The organism is Duganella phyllosphaerae (assembly GCF_001758785.1).
Taxonomy (GTDB): Bacteria; Pseudomonadota; Gammaproteobacteria; order Burkholderiales; family Burkholderiaceae_D; genus Rugamonas; species Rugamonas phyllosphaerae.
On the sequence record NZ_LROM01000131.1, the window covers coordinates 75,774 to 95,540 of the forward strand.

The 19,767-nt window shown below is 63.8% G+C and carries 18 protein-coding genes; 12 read left to right on the forward strand and 6 right to left on the reverse strand.

Annotation, left to right across the window (positions count from 1 at the left end):
• Nucleotides 1-3 precede the first annotated feature (3 nt).
• Nucleotides 4-2,808, forward strand: a complete 2,805-nt coding sequence (locus DUPY_RS22685; protein WP_070251351.1) for a DUF4118 domain-containing protein — start codon at nucleotides 4-6, stop codon at nucleotides 2,806-2,808.
• Entirely contained in the window at nucleotides 2,805-3,518 is a 714-nt protein-coding gene (gene kdpE / locus DUPY_RS22690) for a two-component system response regulator KdpE (protein ID WP_070251353.1), read from the forward strand. Before DUPY_RS22685 ends, kdpE begins: the two co-directional genes overlap by 4 nt.
• A 23-nt stretch (nucleotides 3,519-3,541) precedes the next feature.
• Here the strand turns inward: kdpE and DUPY_RS22695 are convergent, their stop codons facing one another.
• Both DUPY_RS22695 and DUPY_RS22700 read right to left on the reverse strand, forming a co-directional pair.
• The gene (locus DUPY_RS22695) at nucleotides 3,542-4,711 is read right to left on the reverse strand and encodes a vWA domain-containing protein (RefSeq protein WP_070251355.1); all 1,170 of its coding nucleotides are present in this window, start codon (nucleotides 4,709-4,711) and stop codon (nucleotides 3,542-3,544) included.
• Between the two features lie 12 nt (nucleotides 4,712-4,723).
• Nucleotides 4,724-5,578 carry an AAA family ATPase gene (locus tag DUPY_RS22700; RefSeq protein WP_070251357.1) on the reverse strand — a complete coding sequence of 285 codons (855 nt, stop codon included), beginning with the start codon at nucleotides 5,576-5,578 and terminating at the stop codon, nucleotides 4,724-4,726.
• Between the two features lie 213 nt (nucleotides 5,579-5,791).
• Between DUPY_RS22700 and DUPY_RS22705 the strand changes: the two genes are divergently transcribed.
• The 3 genes from DUPY_RS22705 (at nucleotide 5,792) to mqo (ending at nucleotide 8,446) form a co-directional block, all read left to right on the forward strand.
• On the forward strand, nucleotides 5,792-6,136 hold the full coding sequence (locus DUPY_RS22705; RefSeq protein WP_070251359.1) for a c-type cytochrome: 345 nt from the start codon (nucleotides 5,792-5,794) through the stop codon (nucleotides 6,134-6,136).
• Nucleotides 6,133-6,489 (forward strand): c-type cytochrome, encoded by a 357-nt coding sequence (locus tag DUPY_RS22710; RefSeq protein WP_070251361.1) that lies wholly within the window; start codon nucleotides 6,133-6,135, stop codon nucleotides 6,487-6,489. The genes DUPY_RS22705 and DUPY_RS22710 overlap by 4 nt, the downstream gene beginning before the upstream one ends.
• Nucleotides 6,490-6,811: 322 nt before the next feature.
• The gene (mqo, locus tag DUPY_RS22715) at nucleotides 6,812-8,446 is read left to right on the forward strand and encodes a malate dehydrogenase (quinone) (RefSeq protein ID WP_071651683.1); all 1,635 of its coding nucleotides are present in this window, start codon (nucleotides 6,812-6,814) and stop codon (nucleotides 8,444-8,446) included.
• Nucleotides 8,447-8,649: 203 nt separating this feature from the next.
• Here mqo and DUPY_RS22720 read toward each other — a convergent pair whose 3' ends face one another.
• Nucleotides 8,650-9,078 (reverse strand): DUF1841 family protein, encoded by a 429-nt coding sequence (locus DUPY_RS22720; RefSeq protein ID WP_070251366.1) that lies wholly within the window; start codon nucleotides 9,076-9,078, stop codon nucleotides 8,650-8,652.
• Nucleotides 9,079-9,139: 61 nt separating this feature from the next.
• Nucleotides 9,140-9,763, reverse strand: a complete 624-nt coding sequence (locus DUPY_RS22725; RefSeq protein ID WP_070251368.1) for an RNA pyrophosphohydrolase — start codon at nucleotides 9,761-9,763, stop codon at nucleotides 9,140-9,142.
• A gap of 202 nt (nucleotides 9,764-9,965) precedes the next feature.
• On the opposite strand from DUPY_RS22725, the gene DUPY_RS22730 reads away from it, so the two are divergent.
• Both DUPY_RS22730 and DUPY_RS22735 read left to right on the forward strand, forming a co-directional pair.
• Entirely contained in the window at nucleotides 9,966-11,702 is a 1,737-nt protein-coding gene (locus DUPY_RS22730; RefSeq protein WP_070251369.1) for a proline--tRNA ligase, read from the forward strand.
• A 146-nt stretch (nucleotides 11,703-11,848) separates the two neighbouring features.
• A complete protein-coding gene (locus DUPY_RS22735; RefSeq protein ID WP_070251402.1) occupies nucleotides 11,849-12,409 on the forward strand; it encodes a lytic transglycosylase domain-containing protein in 561 nt (186 codons plus the stop codon).
• A gap of 368 nt (nucleotides 12,410-12,777) precedes the next feature.
• Here DUPY_RS22735 and DUPY_RS27345 read toward each other — a convergent pair whose 3' ends face one another.
• Both DUPY_RS27345 and ffh read right to left on the reverse strand, forming a co-directional pair.
• Nucleotides 12,778-13,209 (reverse strand): SWIB/MDM2 domain-containing protein, encoded by a 432-nt coding sequence (locus tag DUPY_RS27345; RefSeq protein ID WP_071651684.1) that lies wholly within the window; start codon nucleotides 13,207-13,209, stop codon nucleotides 12,778-12,780.
• Between the two features lie 213 nt (nucleotides 13,210-13,422).
• On the reverse strand, nucleotides 13,423-14,790 hold the full coding sequence (gene ffh / locus DUPY_RS22750; protein WP_026637523.1) for a signal recognition particle protein: 1,368 nt from the start codon (nucleotides 14,788-14,790) through the stop codon (nucleotides 13,423-13,425).
• Nucleotides 14,791-14,960: 170 nt separating this feature from the next.
• Here ffh and DUPY_RS22755 point away from each other — a divergent pair, with 170 nt between their 5' ends.
• The 5 genes from DUPY_RS22755 to DUPY_RS22775 all read left to right on the forward strand — a co-directional run bounded on the left by DUPY_RS22755 (nucleotide 14,961) and on the right by DUPY_RS22775 (nucleotide 19,762).
• On the forward strand, nucleotides 14,961-16,052 hold the full coding sequence (locus DUPY_RS22755; protein WP_070251405.1) for a YjgN family protein: 1,092 nt from the start codon (nucleotides 14,961-14,963) through the stop codon (nucleotides 16,050-16,052).
• Between the two features lie 5 nt (nucleotides 16,053-16,057).
• The gene (locus DUPY_RS22760; RefSeq protein WP_070251374.1) at nucleotides 16,058-17,065 is read left to right on the forward strand and encodes a M48 family metallopeptidase; all 1,008 of its coding nucleotides are present in this window, start codon (nucleotides 16,058-16,060) and stop codon (nucleotides 17,063-17,065) included.
• Between the two features lie 97 nt (nucleotides 17,066-17,162).
• Nucleotides 17,163-18,131: an ABC transporter substrate-binding protein gene (locus DUPY_RS22765; protein ID WP_070251376.1), complete on the forward strand. Its 969-nt coding sequence runs from the start codon at nucleotides 17,163-17,165 to the stop codon at nucleotides 18,129-18,131.
• Entirely contained in the window at nucleotides 18,132-18,971 is an 840-nt protein-coding gene (locus DUPY_RS22770) for an ABC transporter permease (protein WP_070251378.1), read from the forward strand.
• Nucleotides 18,968-19,762, forward strand: coding sequence for an ABC transporter ATP-binding protein (locus DUPY_RS22775; RefSeq protein WP_070251379.1), 795 nt, complete (start codon nucleotides 18,968-18,970; stop codon nucleotides 19,760-19,762). The genes DUPY_RS22770 and DUPY_RS22775 overlap by 4 nt, the downstream gene beginning before the upstream one ends.
• Nucleotides 19,763-19,767: the final 5 nt, after the last annotated feature.

Below are 19,767 nucleotides of genomic sequence, written 5' to 3' on the forward strand. Positions count from 1 at the left end.
CGCATGTCCATTCCCCACGATAGCCAGCGCCCCGATCCCGACGCCTTGCTGGCGCAAGTCCAGGCCCGGGAGCGGCGCGCCGCGCGCGGCAAGCTGCGCATTTATTTTGGCGCGTCGGCCGGGGTGGGCAAAACCTACGCCATGCTCGCTGCCGCCCGCAAGCTTCAGCTTGAGGGCAACGAGGTCCTGGTCGGCGTGGTGGAAACCCACGGACGCAGCGAGACCGCCGCCATGCTGGCCGGGCTGGAGGTCCTGCCGCCGCGCGCGGTCGAGCATCGTGGCCGCACCCTGGCCGAATTCGACCTCGATGCCGCGCTCGAGCGCCATCCACCGCTGATCCTGATGGACGAACTGGCGCACTCGAACGCGCCCGGTTCGCGCCACCCCAAGCGCTGGCAGGACGTCGAAGAACTGCGCGACGCCGGCATCGACGTGCTCACCACCGTCAACGTCCAGCACCTGGAAAGCCTCAACGACGTGGTGGGCGGCATCACCGGCATCCGCGTGGGCGAGACGGTACCCGATACCGTGTTCGACCAGGCCGACGAGGTGGTGCTGGTCGATCTGCCGGCCGACGAACTGCTGGCGCGCCTGAAAAGCGGCAAGGTGTACCAGGCGCCGCAGGCCGAGCGGGCCTCGAAAAACTTCTTCCGCAAGGGGAATTTGATCGCCCTGCGCGAGCTGGCGCTGCGCCGCACCGCCGACCGTATCGAGGACGATGTGCGCGCGTACCGCGTGGAGCAGTCGATTGCCGACATCTGGAAAACCGGCGCCGCGCTGCTGGCGTGCGTGGGTCCGAATCCCGGCGCCGAGCACACGGTGCGCAGCACGGCGCGCCTGGCCGGCCAGCTGGGCACTGACTGGCACGCGATCTACGTGGAGACGCCGGCGCTGCAAAAGCTGCCCGCCGCGCGCCGCGAGCAGATCCTGCGCACCTTGAAACTGGCCGAAGACCTGGGCGCCACCACGGCCGTGGTGCCGGGCCGCGACGTGGCGCTGGCGGCGGTGGAGTATGCGCGCAGCCACAACCTGTCGAAGTTCGTGCTGGGACGCTCACGCTCATCCTGGCCGTGGCAAACGCCGCACATCAAGCGCCTGGCCCGCTATGCGCCAGACCTGGACCTGGTGGAAATCGGCGCGGCCAGCATCGAGGCGCCGGCCAACCCGGGCAAAAACAGCACGGGTACCGCCTGGGGCGCCGATGCCGCTGCCGACGCCGACCACGCGGACGGCTATGGCGAACCTGGCAATGATGTACGCGGAGCGCCGGGAGCCTCCGGCGTGCGCCTGCCGTGGCAACAGCAACGCGCCACCGGCTACGCCGTGGCGGTTGTCTCCAGCATCGCCATCGCACTGGCCGCCATGCCGCTGCTGGCCTGGCTGGACCTGGCCAATATCGCCATGTTGTTCCTGCTCGGCGTGCTGCTCACGGCCGTGCGCTTCGGGCGCGGCCCGTCGGTGGTGGCCACCTGCGTGAGCGTGGCCTGCTTCGACTTTTTCTTCGTCACGCCGCGCTTCGACTTTGCCGTTTCCGACTTCCAGTACGTGATCACCTTCATGGTGATGCTGGCCGTGGGCCTGATCACAGGCCACCTGACGTCTGGTCTGCGCTTCCAGGCGCGGGTGGCGGCGCAGCGCGAGAAGCGCTCGCGCTCCCTGTACGAGTTCGCCCGCGAGCTGTCGGGCGCGCTGCAAACCGAGCAAATCTTCGACACCACCCGCCTGTTCATCGAAAACGCCTTCCGCGCCCGCGCCACCTTGCTGCTGCCCGACGCCGATGGCCGCCTGCTGCCGCCGCCTGCCGGCGTCACGCTCGACGTGGGCATTGCCCAGTGGGCGTTCGACAATGCCGAGAGTGCGGGCCTGGGTACCGATACGCTGCCGGCCAGTGCGCTGTTCTACCTGCCGCTGGTCGCGCCGATGCGCACCCGGGGCGTGCTGGCGATCGAGCCGCTGCGCCAGCGCTGGCTCCTGATTCCCGAACAACGCCAGCAGCTCGATACCTTTGCCGCGCTGGCCGCGATTGCGCTCGAGCGCGTGCATTACATCGAGGTGGCGCAGAACGCGCTGGTGAACATGGAGTCGGAGCGATTGCGCAATTCACTCTTGGCGGCACTGTCGCACGACGTGCGCACGCCGTTGACGTCGCTCGTCGGCTTGTCGGAAGCGCTGGCCGGCGCCAAACCGCCGCTGCCCGACGCCCAGCGCGAGGTGGCGGTGGCGCTGCACGACGAGGCGCTGCGCATGAGCGCCATGGTGACCAACCTGCTCGACATGGCGCGCATCCAGAGCGGCGAAGTGAAATTCAACCTGCAATGGCAGCCGCTCGAGGAAGTGGTGGGCAGCGCCTTGCGCGCCAGCGGCTCGCAACTGCAAAGCCACCACGTGCGCACTGAGCTGCCCCATCACCTGCCGCTGCTGCGCTACGACGCCGTGCTGATCGAGCGGGTGCTGGCCAACCTGGTGGAAAACGCCGCCAAGTACACGCCGCCCGGATCGACCATCGCCATTGGCGCCGCGCTGCACGGCCAGTGGATCAATATCACCGTGGCGGACGACGGCCCCGGTCTGCCGCCAGGGCGCGAGGAAGCGATCTTCGAAAAATTCACGCGGGGCGAGCGCGAATCGGCCAAGCCCGGCGTCGGCCTGGGGCTGGCAATTTGCCGCGCCATCGTCGAAGCGCATGGCGGCCGTATCAGCGCCACCGCTCACGCGGCGCCGCTCGGCGGCGCCGCCTTTACCTTCACCCTGCCACTGGGCACCCCACCGGCCATGCCCGAGCTGGAAGCCGAACCGGAGACACCATGACCGAGCATGACCATCTCGCCACCGCGCCTACCGCCTTGCTGGTGGAAGACGAGCCGCAAATCCGCCGCTTCGTGCGCGCCGCGCTGGAAGAGGAGGGCTGGCAGGTGTTCGAAGCGGCCACGCTGCAACGGGGCCTGATCGACGCCGGCACCCGCAAGCCCGACCTGATCGTGCTGGACCTGGGCCTGCCCGATGGCGACGGCATCGACTTCGTGCTCGACCTGCGCAAGTGGTCGTCGGCGCCGGTGATCGTGCTCTCGGCCCGGGTCAATGAAGCGGACAAGATCCGCGCGCTCGATGCTGGCGCCGACGACTACCTGACCAAGCCGTTCGGGGTAGGGGAGCTGCTGGCCCGCGTGCGCGCGACCTTGCGCCGCCAGCGTCAGCCGGCGGCCAGCAAGGAAGGCCTGATCAACTTCGGCGACGTGGCCGTGGATTTGCAGAACCGCCGCGTGACGCGCGGCGGCGAGAATGTGCACCTCACGCCCACCGAGTACCGGCTGCTGGCGGTGCTGGTGGCCAATGCGGGCCGGGTGATGACCAACCCGCAGCTGCTGCGCGCCGTGTGGGGGCCATCGCAGTCGGAAAACGGCCACTACCTGCGCATTTACATGGGCCACCTGCGCCACAAGCTCGAAGCCGATCCGGCCCAGCCGAAGTTTTTGCTGACCGAGACAGCGGTTGGTTACCGCTTGCAGTTGCCTGGCTAGCAGGCTGCTCGTGAGCGGCCCCTCTATTTGCTGAGCGCGCGCATCGCCCGCTCCAGCCCATCGATCGTGATCGGATACATGCGGTTGTTCATCAACTGGCGGATGATGGCAATCGACTGCCGGTACTGCCACGAGCCTTCCGGCTCGGGATTCAACCAAACGAACTTCGGAAACGCGTTGGTAAAGCGCGTGAGCCACTCGCTACCCGCTTCCCTGTTGTTGTACTCGACCGAGCCGCCCGGGTGCAGCACCTCGTAGGGGCTCATGGTGGCGTCGCCGACGAAAATGAGCTTGGTGTCGGGCGGGTACTTGCGCAGGATGTCCCAGGTATTGAAGCGCTCGGACTGGCGGCGGCGGTTGTTCTTCCACACGAAGTCGTACACGCAATTGTGGAAGTAGTAGAACTCCATGTTCTTGAATTCGGTGCGCGAGGCGGCGAACAGTTCCTCGGTGCGCTCGATATGGTCGTCCATCGAACCGCCGACGTCGAACAGCATCAGCACCTTGATGTTGTTCTTGCGCTCGGGCTGCATTTTTAAATCGAGGAAGCCGGCGTTGCTGGCGGTAGCGTGGATGGTGGCGTCGAGCGCCAGTTCTTCGTGGGCGCCTTCGCGGGCGAACTTGCGCAGCCGGCGCAGCGCCACCTTGATGTTGCGGGTGCCGATTTCGCGCTCGCCGTCGTAGTCCTTGAACGCGCGCTCTTCCCACACCTTGACCGCCGTGCGGTTGCCGCCCTTGCCGCCGATGCGGATGCCCTCCGGGTTGGTGCCGCCGTGGCCGAACGGCGACGTGCCGCCGGTGCCGATCCACTTGCTGCCGCCCTCGTGGCGCTCCTTCTGCTCTTTTAACAGCTCGGCCAGGCGGTCCATCAGCTTGTCGTAGCCGAATTTTTCCAGCTGCGCCTTTTGTTCGTCGGTGAGCTCGCGCTTCATCTTTTGCAGCAGCCAGTCGAGCGGGATCTCGCTCTTTTCGTCGAAGTGGGCGGCGATGCCCTTGAAGTACAGGCCAAAGGCGCGGTCGAACTTGTCGTAGTGGGCTTCGTCTTTGACCAGCGTCAGGCGCGCCAGGTAGTAAAAGTCGTCGAGCGACGTGTCGATCACGTTCTTTTGCAACGCTTCCAGCAGCGTCAGGAACTCCTTGATCGACACCGGGATTTTGGCGTCTTTCAGGGTGAAAAAGAAATCGATCAGCATCTCAGCGCCCGGTCAACGGTTGGCCCTTGCCATCTGCACCAGCCGTTCGAACAAGTGCACGTCCTGCTCGTTTTTCAGCAGGGCGCCGTGCAGCGGCGGCACGATGGACTTGTGGTCCACGCCGTGCAGCGCTTCGGGGCCGATGTCCTCGGCCATCAGCAGTTTGAGCCAGTCGAGGAATTCGGAGGTGGACGGCTTTTTCTTCAGGCCGGGCACGTCGCGCACGGCGTAAAAGGTTTGCAGGGCCTGCGCCAGCAGTTCGCGTTTCAAATGCGGGTAGTGCACTTCGACGATGCGCGCCATCGTCTCGCGGTCGGGGAACTGGATGTAGTGGAAGAAGCAGCGGCGCAGGAAGGCGTCGGGTAGTTCCTTTTCGTTGTTGGACGTGATGATCACCAGCGGCCGGTGCACGGCGCGCACCATCTCGCGCGTTTCGTACACGTAGAACTCCATGCGGTCGAGTTCGCGCAGCAGGTCGTTGGGGAATTCGATGTCGGCCTTGTCGATCTCGTCGATCAGCAGCACGACCGGCGCCGGCGCGGTGAACGCCTGCCACAGCACGCCCTTGACGATGTAGTTCTGGATGTCGCGCACGCGCTCGTCGCCGAGTTGCGAATCGCGCAGGCGCGAGACGGCGTCGTATTCGTACAGGCCCTGCTGGGCCTTGGTGGTGGACTTGATGTGCCACTGCATCAGCGGCATGTTCAGTGCCGCGGCCACTTCCTCGGCCAGCATGGTTTTGCCGGTGCCGGGCTCGCCCTTGATCAGCAACGGACGCTGCAGGGTGAGGGCGGCGTTGACCGCCAGCTTGAGGTCGGCGGTGGCGACGTATTGATCGGAACCTTCAAAGCGGGCAGTAGCTTGCATGCGTGGGTCTCGGAGCGTGGACGATGGCACCAAGTATAGTGGAGAAGGGGCGTGAGCGCTTTACGCTGCACTGCAAAAGACGGCGCCGCCGGTGTTGTTTCCAGCGACGTGACTGTGTAGCTTTGTCAAATTTGTTAGGTTAGAATCCCTGCACTGGTAGTGCAAAAGTCAAGTGTTCAGTAGCCGGCGTCGATTACCCACCTAGCAAAGACCATGAAAAAAATCACAGCACTTCCATTTCTTCTTTTAGTCGGCTTTACCCAGGCGGGAACGGCGGCGGAAATCGTGGGCAATGCCCAGGCCGCCAAAGCAAAGATCGAAATGTGCATCGGCTGTCATGGCATCCCCGGCTACAAGGCCACGTTCCCGGAAGTCTACCAAGTGCCGATGATCGGCGGCCAGGGCGCCAAGTACATCGAGGCTGCGCTGCAAGCCTACAAGAAAGGCGACCGCAAGCATCCGAGCATGCGTGGCATCGCCGCCAGCCTGTCGGACCAGGACATTGCCGACGTCGCCGCATTCTATGCGCAGCAAACCAGGGCCGGGAGCGCAAAATGAATCACCTCACTATCAAAACATTGGTTGCCGCCTTCGCGTGCGCCGCAATCTCCATGACGGCCCAGGCCGCCGGCAACGTGGCCAATGGCAAGGCGCTGGCCGACAAGTACAACTGTTTTACCTGCCACGGCAAGGACTACAACACGCCGCTCGACCCCAGCTATCCGAAGCTGGCCGGCCAGCACCGCGACTACCTCGAACATGCGCTCACCGCCTACAAGCGCGGTGACGGCGCTTACGGCCGCAACAACGCCATCATGACCGGCCAGGTCAAGCCGCTGAGCAACCAGGACATCAAGGACCTGGCCGCTTACCTGCATAGCTTGCCGGGGACGATGGCCGTGCATCGCTGATCGTTTCTCCCACTCATCAAAGCCACGCCAATCTCCGGTTGTCGTGGCTTTTTTACATCGTTCTGCGGTTAGTAACTACGTAGTTTGAGCACGTTTGCGTAAGTGTTATCCCCATTTTGGCGCCAGGAGTACACTGATAAAATCGATATCCTTGATTTTAACTATGGACACGCGCGCAACTTTATGCGTGCTTGCGCCGGCAGCCGTCACCCCCTCATCCGCCTCGATTCAGCGGCAGACAGCCACCTTCGATACCTAGTCATCGTTCCTGGCAATGGCCCGGCCGCACTGTCCCATCACGATCACCACCACGGAGTTACGTATGCGTAAGTCAATTGTTATCCTGATGTCGTGCCTGATCCTGGCCGCATGCAGCAAACCGCCGGCACCCACCGACGACAAACCGGTCGACGTCCTGTTGATCGGCGCCGGCACCATGAGCGCCACTCTGGGCACCATGCTCAAGGAACTCGATCCCACCCTGACCATGGCTTTCTACGAGCGCATGGACAAAGTGGCGGCCGAGAGCTCGGACGCGATGAACAACGCCGGCACCGGCCACTCGGCATTCGCCGAACTGAACTACACTCCGGAAGCGGCCGACGGCCACATCGAAACCAAGAAAGCCGTTGAAATCAACGAGCAGTTCGAAGTGTCGAAGCAGTTCTGGGCCTACCAGGTCAAGAGTGGTTACCTCGGTGCGCCGACCACGTTCATCAACAATGTGCCGCACATGGCCTTTGTCTGGGGCGATGACAACATCAATTTCCTGCGCAAGCGCTATGCTGCACTGCAAAAGGAAAACCTGTTCAAGGGCATGTTGTACTCGGAAGACCCGGCCAAGATCGCCGAATGGGCGCCGCTGGTGATGACCGGCCGTGACCCGTCGCAAAAGATCGCCGCCACCCGCATGGAAATCGGTACCGACGTCAACTTCGGCAACCTGACCCGCGCACTGGTCAAGCACCTGACCGACTCGCACGGCGCCACCGTCAACCTGCGCACGCAAGTGGAAGACATCAAGCGCGGCACCGACGGCAACTGGAACGTCACCGTCAAGAACCTCGACACCAATGCCGTGAAAACCGTGCGCGCCAAGTTCGTGTTCGTGGGCGCCGGCGGCGGTTCGCTGCCGCTGCTGGAAAAATCGGGCATCCCGGAAGCCAAGGGCTACGGCGGTGTACCGGTCGGCGGCCAATGGCTGGTCACCACCAACCAGGCGCTGGTGGAAAAGCATGCCGCCAAGGTGTACGGCAAGGCATCGGTCGGTTCGCCACCGATGTCGGTACCGCACCTGGACACCCGCATCATTGACGGCAAGAAAGCCCTGCTGTTCGGACCGTTCGCAACGTTCTCGACCAAGTTCCTGAAAAACGGTTCGTGGGTGGACCTGCCAGCGTCGATCGGCACCGGCAACGTGCGTCCGATGCTGCAAGCTGGCTGGGACAACATTCCGCTGACCAAGTACCTGATCGAACAGGTGCTGAACTCGCCGGAAGACCGCCTGGCTACCCTGCGCGAATACCTGCCGGAAGCGAAGATGGAAGACTGGACCCTGCAAAACGCCGGCCAGCGCGTGCAGATCGTCAAGGATCTGCCGGAAAAAGGCGGCGTACTGCAGTTCGGTACCGAAGTGGTCGGCTCGGCTGACGGCAGCATCGTCGCTCTGCTCGGTGCCTCGCCAGGCGCTTCGACCGCGCCACCGATCATGATCAAGGTATTGCAAACCGCGTTCAAGGCCAAGCTGGCCACGCCGGAGTGGGATGCCAAGATGAAGGCCATGGTGCCCTCGTATGGTCACAAGCTCAATAGCGATCCCGTGCTGGCCAACCAGATTCGCCAGTACAGCAGCTCGGTGCTGGGCCTGAAAGCGTTCACGCTGGACGAAACCGGCAGCGCGCAACCTGCGCCAGCCGTGGTGCCGGCGGCAGCGCTGGCGGCGCCGGTTGTGAAGTAACTCTGTCTTACTGAAACTGAAAGGCCACGCGATGCGTGGCCTTTTTTCATGCGGGGACCGTTAATCCGTCATCGCCGCGCAGGCGGGATCCATGGAACCTGTGAGTCGAACTGGCTACGATCTGAGTTGGAACGGATCAGCCGTTCCATGGATCCCCGCGTTCGCGAGGATGACGGCAGCGGCGGCGCGATGGCCGGTAGTGGCTAGCGGAGGCGGCGACGGATTGCTTCCACGTAAGCAGCACCGTCCGGCGGCGTGCCGTTGCGCTGGGCGTTCCAGATCATCTCGCCCAGGCATTCCATGATTTCGTGCTGCGCCGCGTGGGCGTCGTCGAGCTTGAGGGTGAGGGCGGTGGCGGCGTCGCGGATGCCGGGCGGCTGGTCGATCGAGATCTGTTCGTCGATCGACAGGTGCATCGACAGGTGCAGGAACGGGTTGGCCTGCGCGCCTTCGACCGAGTAATTGCGGCCCAGCGCGGACTCGACGTCGGTGAGCACGTCGTGGTATTCGGGGTGGTGGCGCACCCAGTCGGACGCCATCGCTTCGAGCGGGGTCAGGATGTCATTGGCGCGCTGCTTGCGGAAAACCTCGCAAAAGAAGCGGCGTACATCGTCGGAAGAGGGATTGAACATGATGGCGACATTGTACCCGCCACGGCATTGTCATGCCGGGGCGGGTACATTCGTCAGGACCTCAGCTGCCGGTCTTGATTGCCGTGGGTGGCGTGATGATGGCCGCAGGGTCGGCCACCTGCACGCGCCGTTCCAGTTCCGCGCCGGCGCCCGCACCCGCACGCGGTTGGCGCAGGTAGCGCGAACCGTGGCGGCGCTCCTGGCCGTTGGGCGGCCAGGTGAGGAACCGCGACAGTTCCTGCAACGCGCGCTGGTAGACATCGCGCTTGAATTCGATCACGACATCGAGCGGCACCCAGTACTCGTGCCACCGCCAGGCATCGAACTCGGGGTGGTCGGTCAGGCGCAGATTGACGTCGTTGTCGCGCGCACACATGCGCAACAGGAACCAGATCTGTTTCTGGCCACGGTAATGGCCGCGGATTTCCCGCTTGATAAAGTGGTCGGGCACCTCGTAACGCAACCAGTCGCGGGTGCGACCGACGATTTTGACGTGCTCGGCCCGCAAACCGATTTCCTCTTCCAGCTCCCGATACATCGCCTGCTCAGGCGTTTCTCCGTACTTGATGCCTCCTTGTGGAAACTGCCATGAATGCTCGCGCACCCGCTTGCCCCACCACACCTCGTTCTGGGCGTTGAGCAGGATGATGCCGACGTTGGGCCGAAACCCTTCACGATCCAGCATATTGCACCTCAAACTTTCTGCGACTGAGCTCCCTGCTTATATTTTTGCCCACAAAAAGACGCTTCGGCGGGAATTCCGCGGTACGAAATCGGTCGAAGGGCCATGTATTGAACGCATTTGTATAAAGTATGGACGCATCAGCCAGCTAATCCTTTAAAATTAGGTTGATTATAACTCTCTCTTTTTAAAAAGAATTCACCGTATGCGCGCCTCACGTTTTTTTATTTCCACGCTTAAAGAAGCACCAGCCGATGCAGAGATCGTCTCCCACCAGTTAATGATGCGCGCAGGCATGATCAAGCGCCTCGGTTCGGGCATCTACACGTACATGCCGATCGGCCTGCGGGTGATCCGCAAGGTCGAAGCCATCGTGCGCGAAGAGATGAACCGTTCCGCCGCCGTCGAACTGCTGATGCCGCTGATTCAGCCGGCCGAGCTGTGGCAGGAAACCGGCCGCTGGGACAAGATGGGCGCCGAATTGCTGCGCATCAAGGACCGCCACGGCCGCGAGTTCGCCTTCCAGCCTACCGCCGAGGAAGTGATCACCGACGTCGTGCGTTCGGAGATCAAATCCTACCGCCAGTTACCGTTGAATTTTTACCACATCCAGACCAAGTTCCGCGACGAACGCCGCCCACGCTTCGGCCTGATGCGCGGCCGCGAGTTCACCATGAAGGATGCGTACTCGTTCGACCGCGACCTGGCCGGCATGCAGGCTTCGTACCAGATCATGTATGACGCCTATACGCGTATTTTCAACCGTTTCGGTTTGAAGTTCCGTGCGGTAGCGGCCGATAACGGCGCTATCGGCGGCAGCGGTTCGCACGAATTCCACGTGATCGCCCATACCGGCGAAGACGCGCTGGTGTATTGCCCCACGTCCGATTACGCCGCCAACATGGAAGCGGCCGAGGCGCTGCCAGCCACCGCCGAGCGCGCCGCAGCCGCCCAGGCGCTGAGCAAGGTCGCCACGCCCGACGCCACCAAGTGCGAACTGGTGGCGGCCCAGCTGGGCCTGCCGCTGTCGCAGACGGTCAAAACCCTGGCGCTGACCGTGGAAACCGAAAAGGACGGCAAAACAGCCAAACAGTATTTCATGTTGCTGCTGCGCGGCGACCATGAACTCAATGAGATCAAGGTGGCCAAGGTGGCCGGCCTGGCCGACCACCGCTTCTCGACCGAAGAAGAAATCGCCGAAGTCTATGGTTGCGTGCCTGGCTACCTGGGTCCGATCGGCACCAAGGCGCCAGTGACCGTGGTGGCCGACCGCACCGTCGCCAACATGGCCGACTTCATTTGCGGCGCCAACGACGCCGGCTACCACTACACGGGCGCCAACTGGGGGCGCGACGTGGCCGAACCTGCGATCGTGGCCGACCTGCGCAACGTGGTCGAAGGCGATGCGTCGCCAGACGGCCAGGGCGTGCTGACCATCGAGCGCGGCATCGAAGTCGGTCACGTGTTCCAGCTCGGCACTGCCTACTCGGCCGCCATGAAGGCCACGTTCCTCGACGAAAACGGCAAACCGGCGCCGCTGCAGATGGGTTGCTACGGCATCGGCATCACCCGCATCCTGGGCGCGGCGATCGAGCAGAACTTCGACGACAAGGGCATCATCTGGCCAACCTCGCTGGCGCCGTTCGAACTGGTGCTGTGCCCGATGGGCATGGACCGCAGCGAAGCGGTCAAGCAAGCGACCGAGCAGCTGTATGCCGAGGCGGTCGCTGCCGGCATCGACGTGATTGTCGACGACCGTGGCCTGCGTCCGGGCCAGATGTTTGCCGACTGGGAACTGATCGGCGTGCCGCACCGCGTGGTGATCGGCGACCGTGGCTTGAAAGAGGGCAATCTCGAGTACCAGGGCCGTCGTGATGCCGAAGCGACGGCTGTTCCAGTGGCCGAGATCCTCGGTTTCGTGCAAGGCAAACTGGCGCAGTGAGCGGAACTTTAATCCGTCATTTCGCGGCGGCGAAACGCCGCGAACGCGGGAATCCATACTTTGCCTCCGAGGAGGCGGTCTATGGGTTCCCGCTTACGCGAGAACGACGGCTTGGTGCTTGGCGGTGTCTTGTGGCGTTTATCGTGATGCTGGCATTGCCCGGCGCTGCCATTGCCGGCAACCAGAAGGAAGAAGCCCTTGCCGATTCCGTGCGACTGGCGCTGGCCAACGCCATCAAGGACCCGGCGCCACCGAGTCCCACTTTCCGCAACGACGCCGACCGCCAGCGCTACCAACTGTGGCTGGCCACCATGTCGGCCCGGCTGCAGCGCAAGCTGCCCGACGACCAGACACGCAACGAATTTCTCGCCACCGCCTGGTACGAGGCGCGCCGCGCCGGGCTCGATCCCGGCCTGGTGCTGGGGCTGATCCAGGTGGAGTCGGCCTATCGCAAGTACGCGGTGTCGATTGCCGGCGCACGTGGCTATATGCAGGTGATGCCGTTCTGGACCAACGTGATCGGCGACCGCAACCGCAGCGCGCTGTTCCACATGCAAACCAACCTGCGCTACGGCTGCGCCATCCTGCGCATGTACCTCGACATGGAAGGCGGCAACCTGTACCTGGCGCTCGGTCGCTACAACGGCAGCCGCGGCAGGCCCGACTACCCGAACGCGGTGCTCAAGGCGTGGAATAACTGGAAATAGCGGAATTTCCCCCCGCGGGGGGTGTCCCTATGTCTTTCGTCAAGCGGTATCGAACGTAAGCTTCGGGGTCAGTGCCGACATTCGGACATTATTGAACTTAACCGCACGGTATTGGTCGTTGTAGTGATGGGTTCGTGTCTAAATGTCGGCACTGACCCCGAAGGGGGAGAACCTCGAAAAAAACCGTAGCGAGCGGTTCGTTATCGTCGCGAGTAGCGCAAGCGTACGGAGGTGCGCTGAGCAACGGAGCAACGGAGCGGCGATAGCGGATCGCGCAGCAGGTTTTTTGAGGTTCCCAAAAAAGAAATGCCCCCAGCGCGTGAGCGGTGGGGGCATCCCGGCGCGGCGCGGGGCCGCAGCACTGAGAATTACTTCAGGTGGTCCGAAATGAGCTTGGTCATTTCAAACATCGAAACTTGGGCTTTGCCACCGAAGACAGCTTTGAGCTTGTCGTCGGCATTGATCATGCGGCGGTTGGCCGGATCTTGCAGGTCCAGCTTCTTGATGTAATCCCAGACTTTCTTGGTCACTTCGGTACGCGGCAGCGGTGCTTCGCCGACCACGGCGGCCAGCGATGCGGACGGCGTCAGCGCTTTCATGAAAGCGGCGTTCGGCTTGCGCGGTGCTGCAGGGGCTGCGGCTTTTTTTGCTGCGGGCTTTGCTGCTGGCTTGTCTGCTTTTGGGGCTGCTGCTTTGGGAGCGGCTGCTTTTTTGGCAGCGGCCGGTTTATCGGCAGCGGCTGCGGCTGCTGCCGGGGCCTTCTTGGCGGGTGCTGCTGGGGTTTTTTTGGCTGTTGCCATATTCGAGCCTCCTTAACGAACACATGGAAAATTGCGCAATTGATCGCACCGGCTAATATTGGTGGGGATTTATGCCTTATGCAAGCGTTTTTCGCGTTTTGGCCTGGAAACACCACGTAATTCTGTGGCTATGCGCGCCAGTGCACCCCGCAGGGGCATGCACCGGCTGTTTTCCCTGTATTGGCGCGGTTTCCGGCCCGTTTGCAGTGCGCCTTAGCGCATCCCCGGCATCATGCCTTTCATCGACCGCATCATCTTCGCCATGCCGCCGCCGGACAGCTTTTTCATCATGGTTTGCATCTGCTCGAACTGGTTGAGCATGCGGTTCACTTCCTGCACCTGCACGCCGGCGCCGGCCGCGATGCGGCGCTTGCGGGTGGCCTTGATCAGTTCCGGCTTGGCGCGTTCCTGCGGCGTCATCGAGTCGATGATGCCGACCATGCGCCGCACCTGCTTGTCGGCCTGGCCCATGTTGGCGTTGCCGGCGGCCTGCTGGAACTGCGCCGGCAGTTTATCGACCAGGCTGGCCATGCCGCCCATCTTTTTCATCTGGCCCAGCTGCGCCTTGAAGTCGTTCATGTCGAACTTGGCGCCGCTCTTCATCTTGTTGGCCAGGTCGGCGGCGGCCTTGCTGTCCACGCCTTTGCGCGCTTCTTCCACCAGCGCCATGATGTCGCCCATGCCCAGCACGCGGCTGGCCATGCGGGCCGGATCGAACGCTTCGAGGCCATCGAGCTTTTCCGACACGCCGGCAAACTTGATCGGCTTGCCGGTGATGTGACGCACCGACAGCGCCGCGCCACCGCGCGAATCGCCATCGAGCTTGGTCAGCACGATACCGGTCAGCGGCAGCGCGTCGTTGAAGGCCTTGGCGGTGTTGATCGCATCCTGGCCCAGCATGGCGTCGACCACGAACAGGGTTTCGATCGGCTTGACCGCGCTGTGCACGGCAGCGATCTCTTTCATCATTTCTTCGTCGATACCGAGACGGCCGGCGGTATCGATGATCAGCACGTCGTGGTAGTGCTTTTTGGCCCAGTCCAGCGCGGCCAGCGCGATATCGACCGGCTTGTCCTGCGCGGTGGACGGGAAGAAGTCGGCGCCCACTTGCGCGGTGACCGATTGCAGCTGGGCGATCGCGGCGGGACGATAGACGTCGGCCGAGACGGTCAGCACTTTCTTTTTCTTCTCTTCTTTCAGGTACTTGGCCAGCTTGCCGACGGTGGTGGTCTTGCCCACACCCTGCAGGCCGGCCATCAGGATGATGGCGGGCGGCTGCTGGGCAAAGCTCAACTGGGTCGCTTCGGGGCCGAGGTCGGCGCCCATCAGGCTGGCCAGCTCGCGCTGCACCACGCCCACCAGTGCCTGGCCTGGCGAGAGCGAGGAGATGACTTCCTCGCCCATGGCTTTTTCCTTGACGCGGGCGATGAACTCGCGCACCGCCGGCAGGGCGACGTCGGCCTCCAGCAGCGCCATGCGCACTTCGCGCAGCATCTCGGCGGTGTTGGCCTCGGTCAGACGCGCCTCGCCGCGCATGGTTTTGACCACCTTGGCAAGGCGTTGGGTAAGATTATCTAGCATGATGAACCTGTGGAAGCGGTGATAGGGCAGGGTCCGGACGGACAATGGCCGTCATTTTACCTCAGGACGCGCGGACAACAACGGCCACCACGACTGGCTGTCAATTTCTTATTGACAATATATTGGCAATGGCGCATGGTTCCTGTTTTGATAACAAGGTGATCAACAACATGGTTGACTTCGAAAAACCGGGGGCGGCGTTTGCGCCCGCACCCGCACCGGCAACGCCGCCCCAGCACCTGAAATTCCACGCCAGCGGCAGCGAGTATTTCCGCATCTGGATCGTCAACCTGCTGCTCAGCATTGTCACCCTCGGCATTTATTCGGCCTGGGCCAAGGTGCGCCGCAACCAGTATTTCTACTCCAGCACCGAGCTGGCCGGCAGCAGCTTCGAATACCACGGCAACCCGATCGCCATCCTCAAGGGCCGCATCGTCGCTGCCGTGGTGGTGGGCGCCTACGCGCTGGCCGGCAAGGTGTCGCCGCTGCTGGCCGTGGTGATGTTCCTGGTGATGGCGGCGGTGGTGCCGTGGTTTATCTGGCGCAGCCTGCAGTTCCAGCTGCATAACTCGGCCTGGCGCGGCATCCGCTTCCGCTTCGACGGCCAGCTGCGCGACGCCTACATCAACTGCCTGCTGCGCCCCTTGCTCAACATCGTCACGTTCGGCCTGGCCACGCCGTATATCTACCAGCGCCTGAAGGCCTGGCAGTTCAATGAAAGCCGCTTCGGCCAGGCGCGGTTCGCCACGCGCGCCAGCGTGGGCAGTTTCTACAAGCTGTTCGGCGCTTTCCTGCTGGTGAGCATCGTCGCCTTTGTGGTCTTCATGGTGCTGTTTGCAGCGCAAGCGGCGAGCACCTTCGCCGGGCGCAACGAGGCCGAGGCGATCGCCCAGGGCTTCGGTCCGGGCATGTTCATCGGCATCGCCTTGTTCTATTTGCTGATCCTGTCGATGGCGCCGCTGCTGATCGCGCTGATCCAGAACCTGGTGTGGAATAACGCCAGCCTGGACCAGCACGAATTCCGCTCCGAGGTGCGCACCGGCCGCATGCTGTTCATCATCGTCACCAATATCCTGGGCGTGATTTTCACGCTGGGCCTGTTCCTGCCGTTCGCCCAGGTGCGCATGATGCGCTACCGGATCGAATCGCTGATGATCATCCCTGCGGGCAGCCTGGACGAATTCGTCGCCAGCACCAGCGCCGACGTCAACGCCGCCGGCGAGGGCGTGTCCGACTTCATGGACTTCGACTTCTCGCTGTGACCGGTATGGACACCAGCAATGCCAGCACCGGCGTCACCGGCCGCTATTTCGACGGCAAGACCTCGCGCCTGCACCGCGTGACCTTGACTGTGACGGACGGCGTGGCGCACCTGTCCGGCGACGTCGAGCGCAGCGCGCCACTGGCCAGCTTGCGGGTGTCCGAGCGCGCGCGCCATGCCGCGCGCAAGGTCAGCTTCGAGGACGGCGCCTGGCTCGAGGTGGACGACCGCGCCGCTTTTGCGCAGCTGCTGGCCGGCACCGGCCACCGCGATACCGGCGTGGTGCGCGCCCAGCAAAGCTGGCGCGGCGTGCTGGTTGCGCTGGGGGTGACAGTGGGCGTGGTGGTGGTGTCGTATGTATATTTGCTGCCGGCTGCCGCCGGCTGGGTGGCCAACACCCTGCCAGTCAGCGTGGAGCGCCAGATGGGGCAGGGCGTGCTGGAGGTACTCGACCGGCGCGTGCTGGGCCCGACCAGGTTGCCGGCCGCGCGCCAGGAGCAGCTGCGCCGGCAATTCGCCGCGCTGGTCGCGCCCGAGCCCGATGCGCCGACCTGGAAGCTGGTGTTTCGCAGCAGCCGCATCGGCCCCAATGCGCTGGCGCTGCCGTCGGGCGACATCGTGATGACTGACCAGCTGGTAAACCTGCTCAAGGACGACCAGGCGGTGATGGCCGTGCTGGCGCACGAACTGGGCCACCTGCACCGGCGCCACCTGACGCGGCGGCTGGTGCAAAGCTCGGCCGTGGCAGCGGGTACCTGGGTGATCTTCGGCGATCTCTCGGCCATGCTGACGGCGCTGCCGACGGTGGCGCTGGACATGAAATACTCGCGCGAGGCCGAGTACGAAGCCGACGACTACGCGGTGGCGATGTTGCGCCATAACGGCATCGACCCCGAGCACATGGCGCAGGCGTTCGTCAAGCTGGGCCAGGCCAGCGGCGGCCAGGATGCGTCTTACCTGTCGAGCCACCCGGCCACCGGCGAGCGCATCGCCCGTATCCGCGCCGCCCGCTAGCACCTTTCCACCAGCACACGCCGGGTTGACCCGCCGCAAAGCCTGATTAGTTGCCTCAAGGTATATCTTACCGATAGACAACTAACAGGAGTATCGGATGAACCTCAAAGCACTGGGCTGCCTGCTGGCCCTCATTTCAGTTTGTCACAGCGCCGGTGCCCAGCAGGTGGTCCGGCTCGGCAATATCAAACTGGCCCATTTCGGCGCCGTCTCGTATATCAAGGAAATCGCCCCGCAGTGCGGCTTCAAGGTGGAAGAACACGTCTTCGCCAAGGGCCTGGACGTGATGCAGGCCATCATCGCCGGCGAGCTCGACGTTGGTACCACGGCATCGGAGGCCGCCATTCTCGGCCGTGCCGGTGGCGCGCCGATTTTTGTCGTGGCCGGCTTTGCCCGGGGCGGGGCGCGGCTGGTGGGCCGCAGCGACCTGCAGCTCAAGAGCGTGCGCGATCTGAAGGGCAAGCGCGTGGGCGTCACCCGTGGCGCCATCCAGGACGTGCTGCTGCTGGCCGAGTTGCACAAGCACGGCATGACCGCGTCCGACCAGCCGGGCAAGGATGTGCGACTGGTGTTCCTCGCTTATCCCGACCTCAACCACGCACTGCTGGGCCGTAACATCGACGCCATGATGCAGTCCGAGCCGCAGTCGTCGCAGGCGCTGAGCCAGGGTTTTGGCAGCGAAATCCTGAAACCGTACGACACCCCGATCGGCGAACCGGTGCGCACCATGGTGATGACGGAGAAGTTTTATACGCAGCAGCGCCCGCTGGCCGAAAAATTCATGCGCTGCTTCGTGCAGGCCACCAAGACCTTCATCGAGCAGCCGGCCACCGCCGAGAAATACGTGCGCGAGGTACTATTCAAGGGCCAGCTCAGTCGCGCCGATTTTGTTGACGCCATCGGCAATTCGCCGTTCAGTTACGACATCACGGCCGAGCATATCCAGGTCACCGCCGAGACCATGCTCAAGACCGGCGTGGGCCGCCTGCGCCACGCGCCCACCGCCCACGAGTGGGTGCGCACCGACCTGCTGGCGGCGGCCAAGAAAACCCTGGGGGTGAAATAGATGGCCGCCGCTCCGTTGCTCCTGCAGCGCGCCGGCGCCAGCCTGGTCGGCGCCATCGTGCCGGCGCTGGTGATCGTGCTGTGGCAGGCCGCCACCACGCTGGGCTGGGTCAACCCGCAGGTGCTGCCGTCGCCGCTGGCGGTGTTGCACAAGTTGCTCGAGTACCTGCTGCCGCTGCAGTCGTACGATGCCAGCCAGGGCGGATGGCTGGCCTGGGCCGTTTCGGGTGAGCTGGTCGTCGATTCGCTCGGCAGCCTGTACCGCGTGGCGGTCGGCTTTGCCATCGGCGCCGGGCTGGCGCTGCCGCTCGGCCTGGCGATGGGCGCCAACGCCCGCGCCTACCGCTGGCTCAATCCCATGATGCAGCTGCTGCGGCCGATTCCGCCGATCGCCTATATTCCGCTGTCCATCCTGTGGTTCGGACTTGGCAATCCACCGGCGGTGTTCCTGATCGCGCTGGGGGCGTTCTTCCCGGTGCTGATGAACACCATCGCCGGCGTGCGCCAGGTCGATGGCATCTACCTGCGCGCTGCGCGCAACCTCGGCGCCAGCGGCGCCATCCTGTTCCTGCGCGTGATCCTGCCCGCTGCCGTGCCGTACATCCTGTCGGGCGTACGGATCGGCATCGGCACCGCTTTCATCGTGGTGATCGTCTCCGAGATGATCGAGGTAAACAACGGCCTGGGTTTCCGCATCCTGGAAGCGCGCGAGTACTTCTGGTCGGACAAGATCATCGCCGGCATGGTCACCATTGGCCTGCTGGGCCTGGCGATCGACGTGGCGATGAACCGCTTGAATAACCATTTGCTGCGCTGGCACCGCGGCCTGGAGCAGCAATGAATCCACATATCTTGATTGACAACGTCGGCAAGGTGTTCCACGCGGCCGGGCGCGACATGGTGGCCTTGCAGGGCATCGACCTGGCCATCCCGCAAGGGCAGTTCGTCTGCCTGCTGGGGCCTTCCGGCTGCGGCAAGTCCACTTTGCTCAACGCGGTGGCCGGCTTCGCGCCGCCCACGTCCGGCCGGATCACCGCCGGCGGCCGGCTGGTGACCGGTCCCGGCCCCGAGCGCGGCATGGTGTTCCAGGAATACGCGCTGTTCCCGTGGATGACGGTGGCCGACAACATCGGTTTCGGCCTGCGCATCCAGGGGAGAAGCGCGGCGGCGACAGCCGCCCGGGTGGATGAATTGCTGGCCATGCTGGCGCTGGCCGACTTTCGCCACCGCTATCCCAAGGACCTGTCGGGCGGCATGCGCCAGCGGTTGGCGATCGCGCGCGTGCTGGCGCTCGATTCGCCGATCATGCTGATGGATGAGCCGTTCGGCGCGCTCGACGCGCTCACCCGCCGCAATTTGCAGGACGAACTGCTGCGGCTGTGGGCGGCGCTGAACAAGACCATCCTGTTCGTTACCCACAGCATCGAGGAAGCGATCTACCTGGCCGACCGCATCGTGGTCATGACGTACCGTCCCGGCACCGTCAAGCGCGATGTGCTGGTGGACCTGCCGCGCCTGCGCGACCCGGCCGATGCTGCATTCAATGCCCTCAAGCGCGAGCTGGGCCAGCTGGTGATGGAGGAACAACAACGCCACCACCACGACGAACTGCGCATGGCGGCGGTCGATTAGGCAGA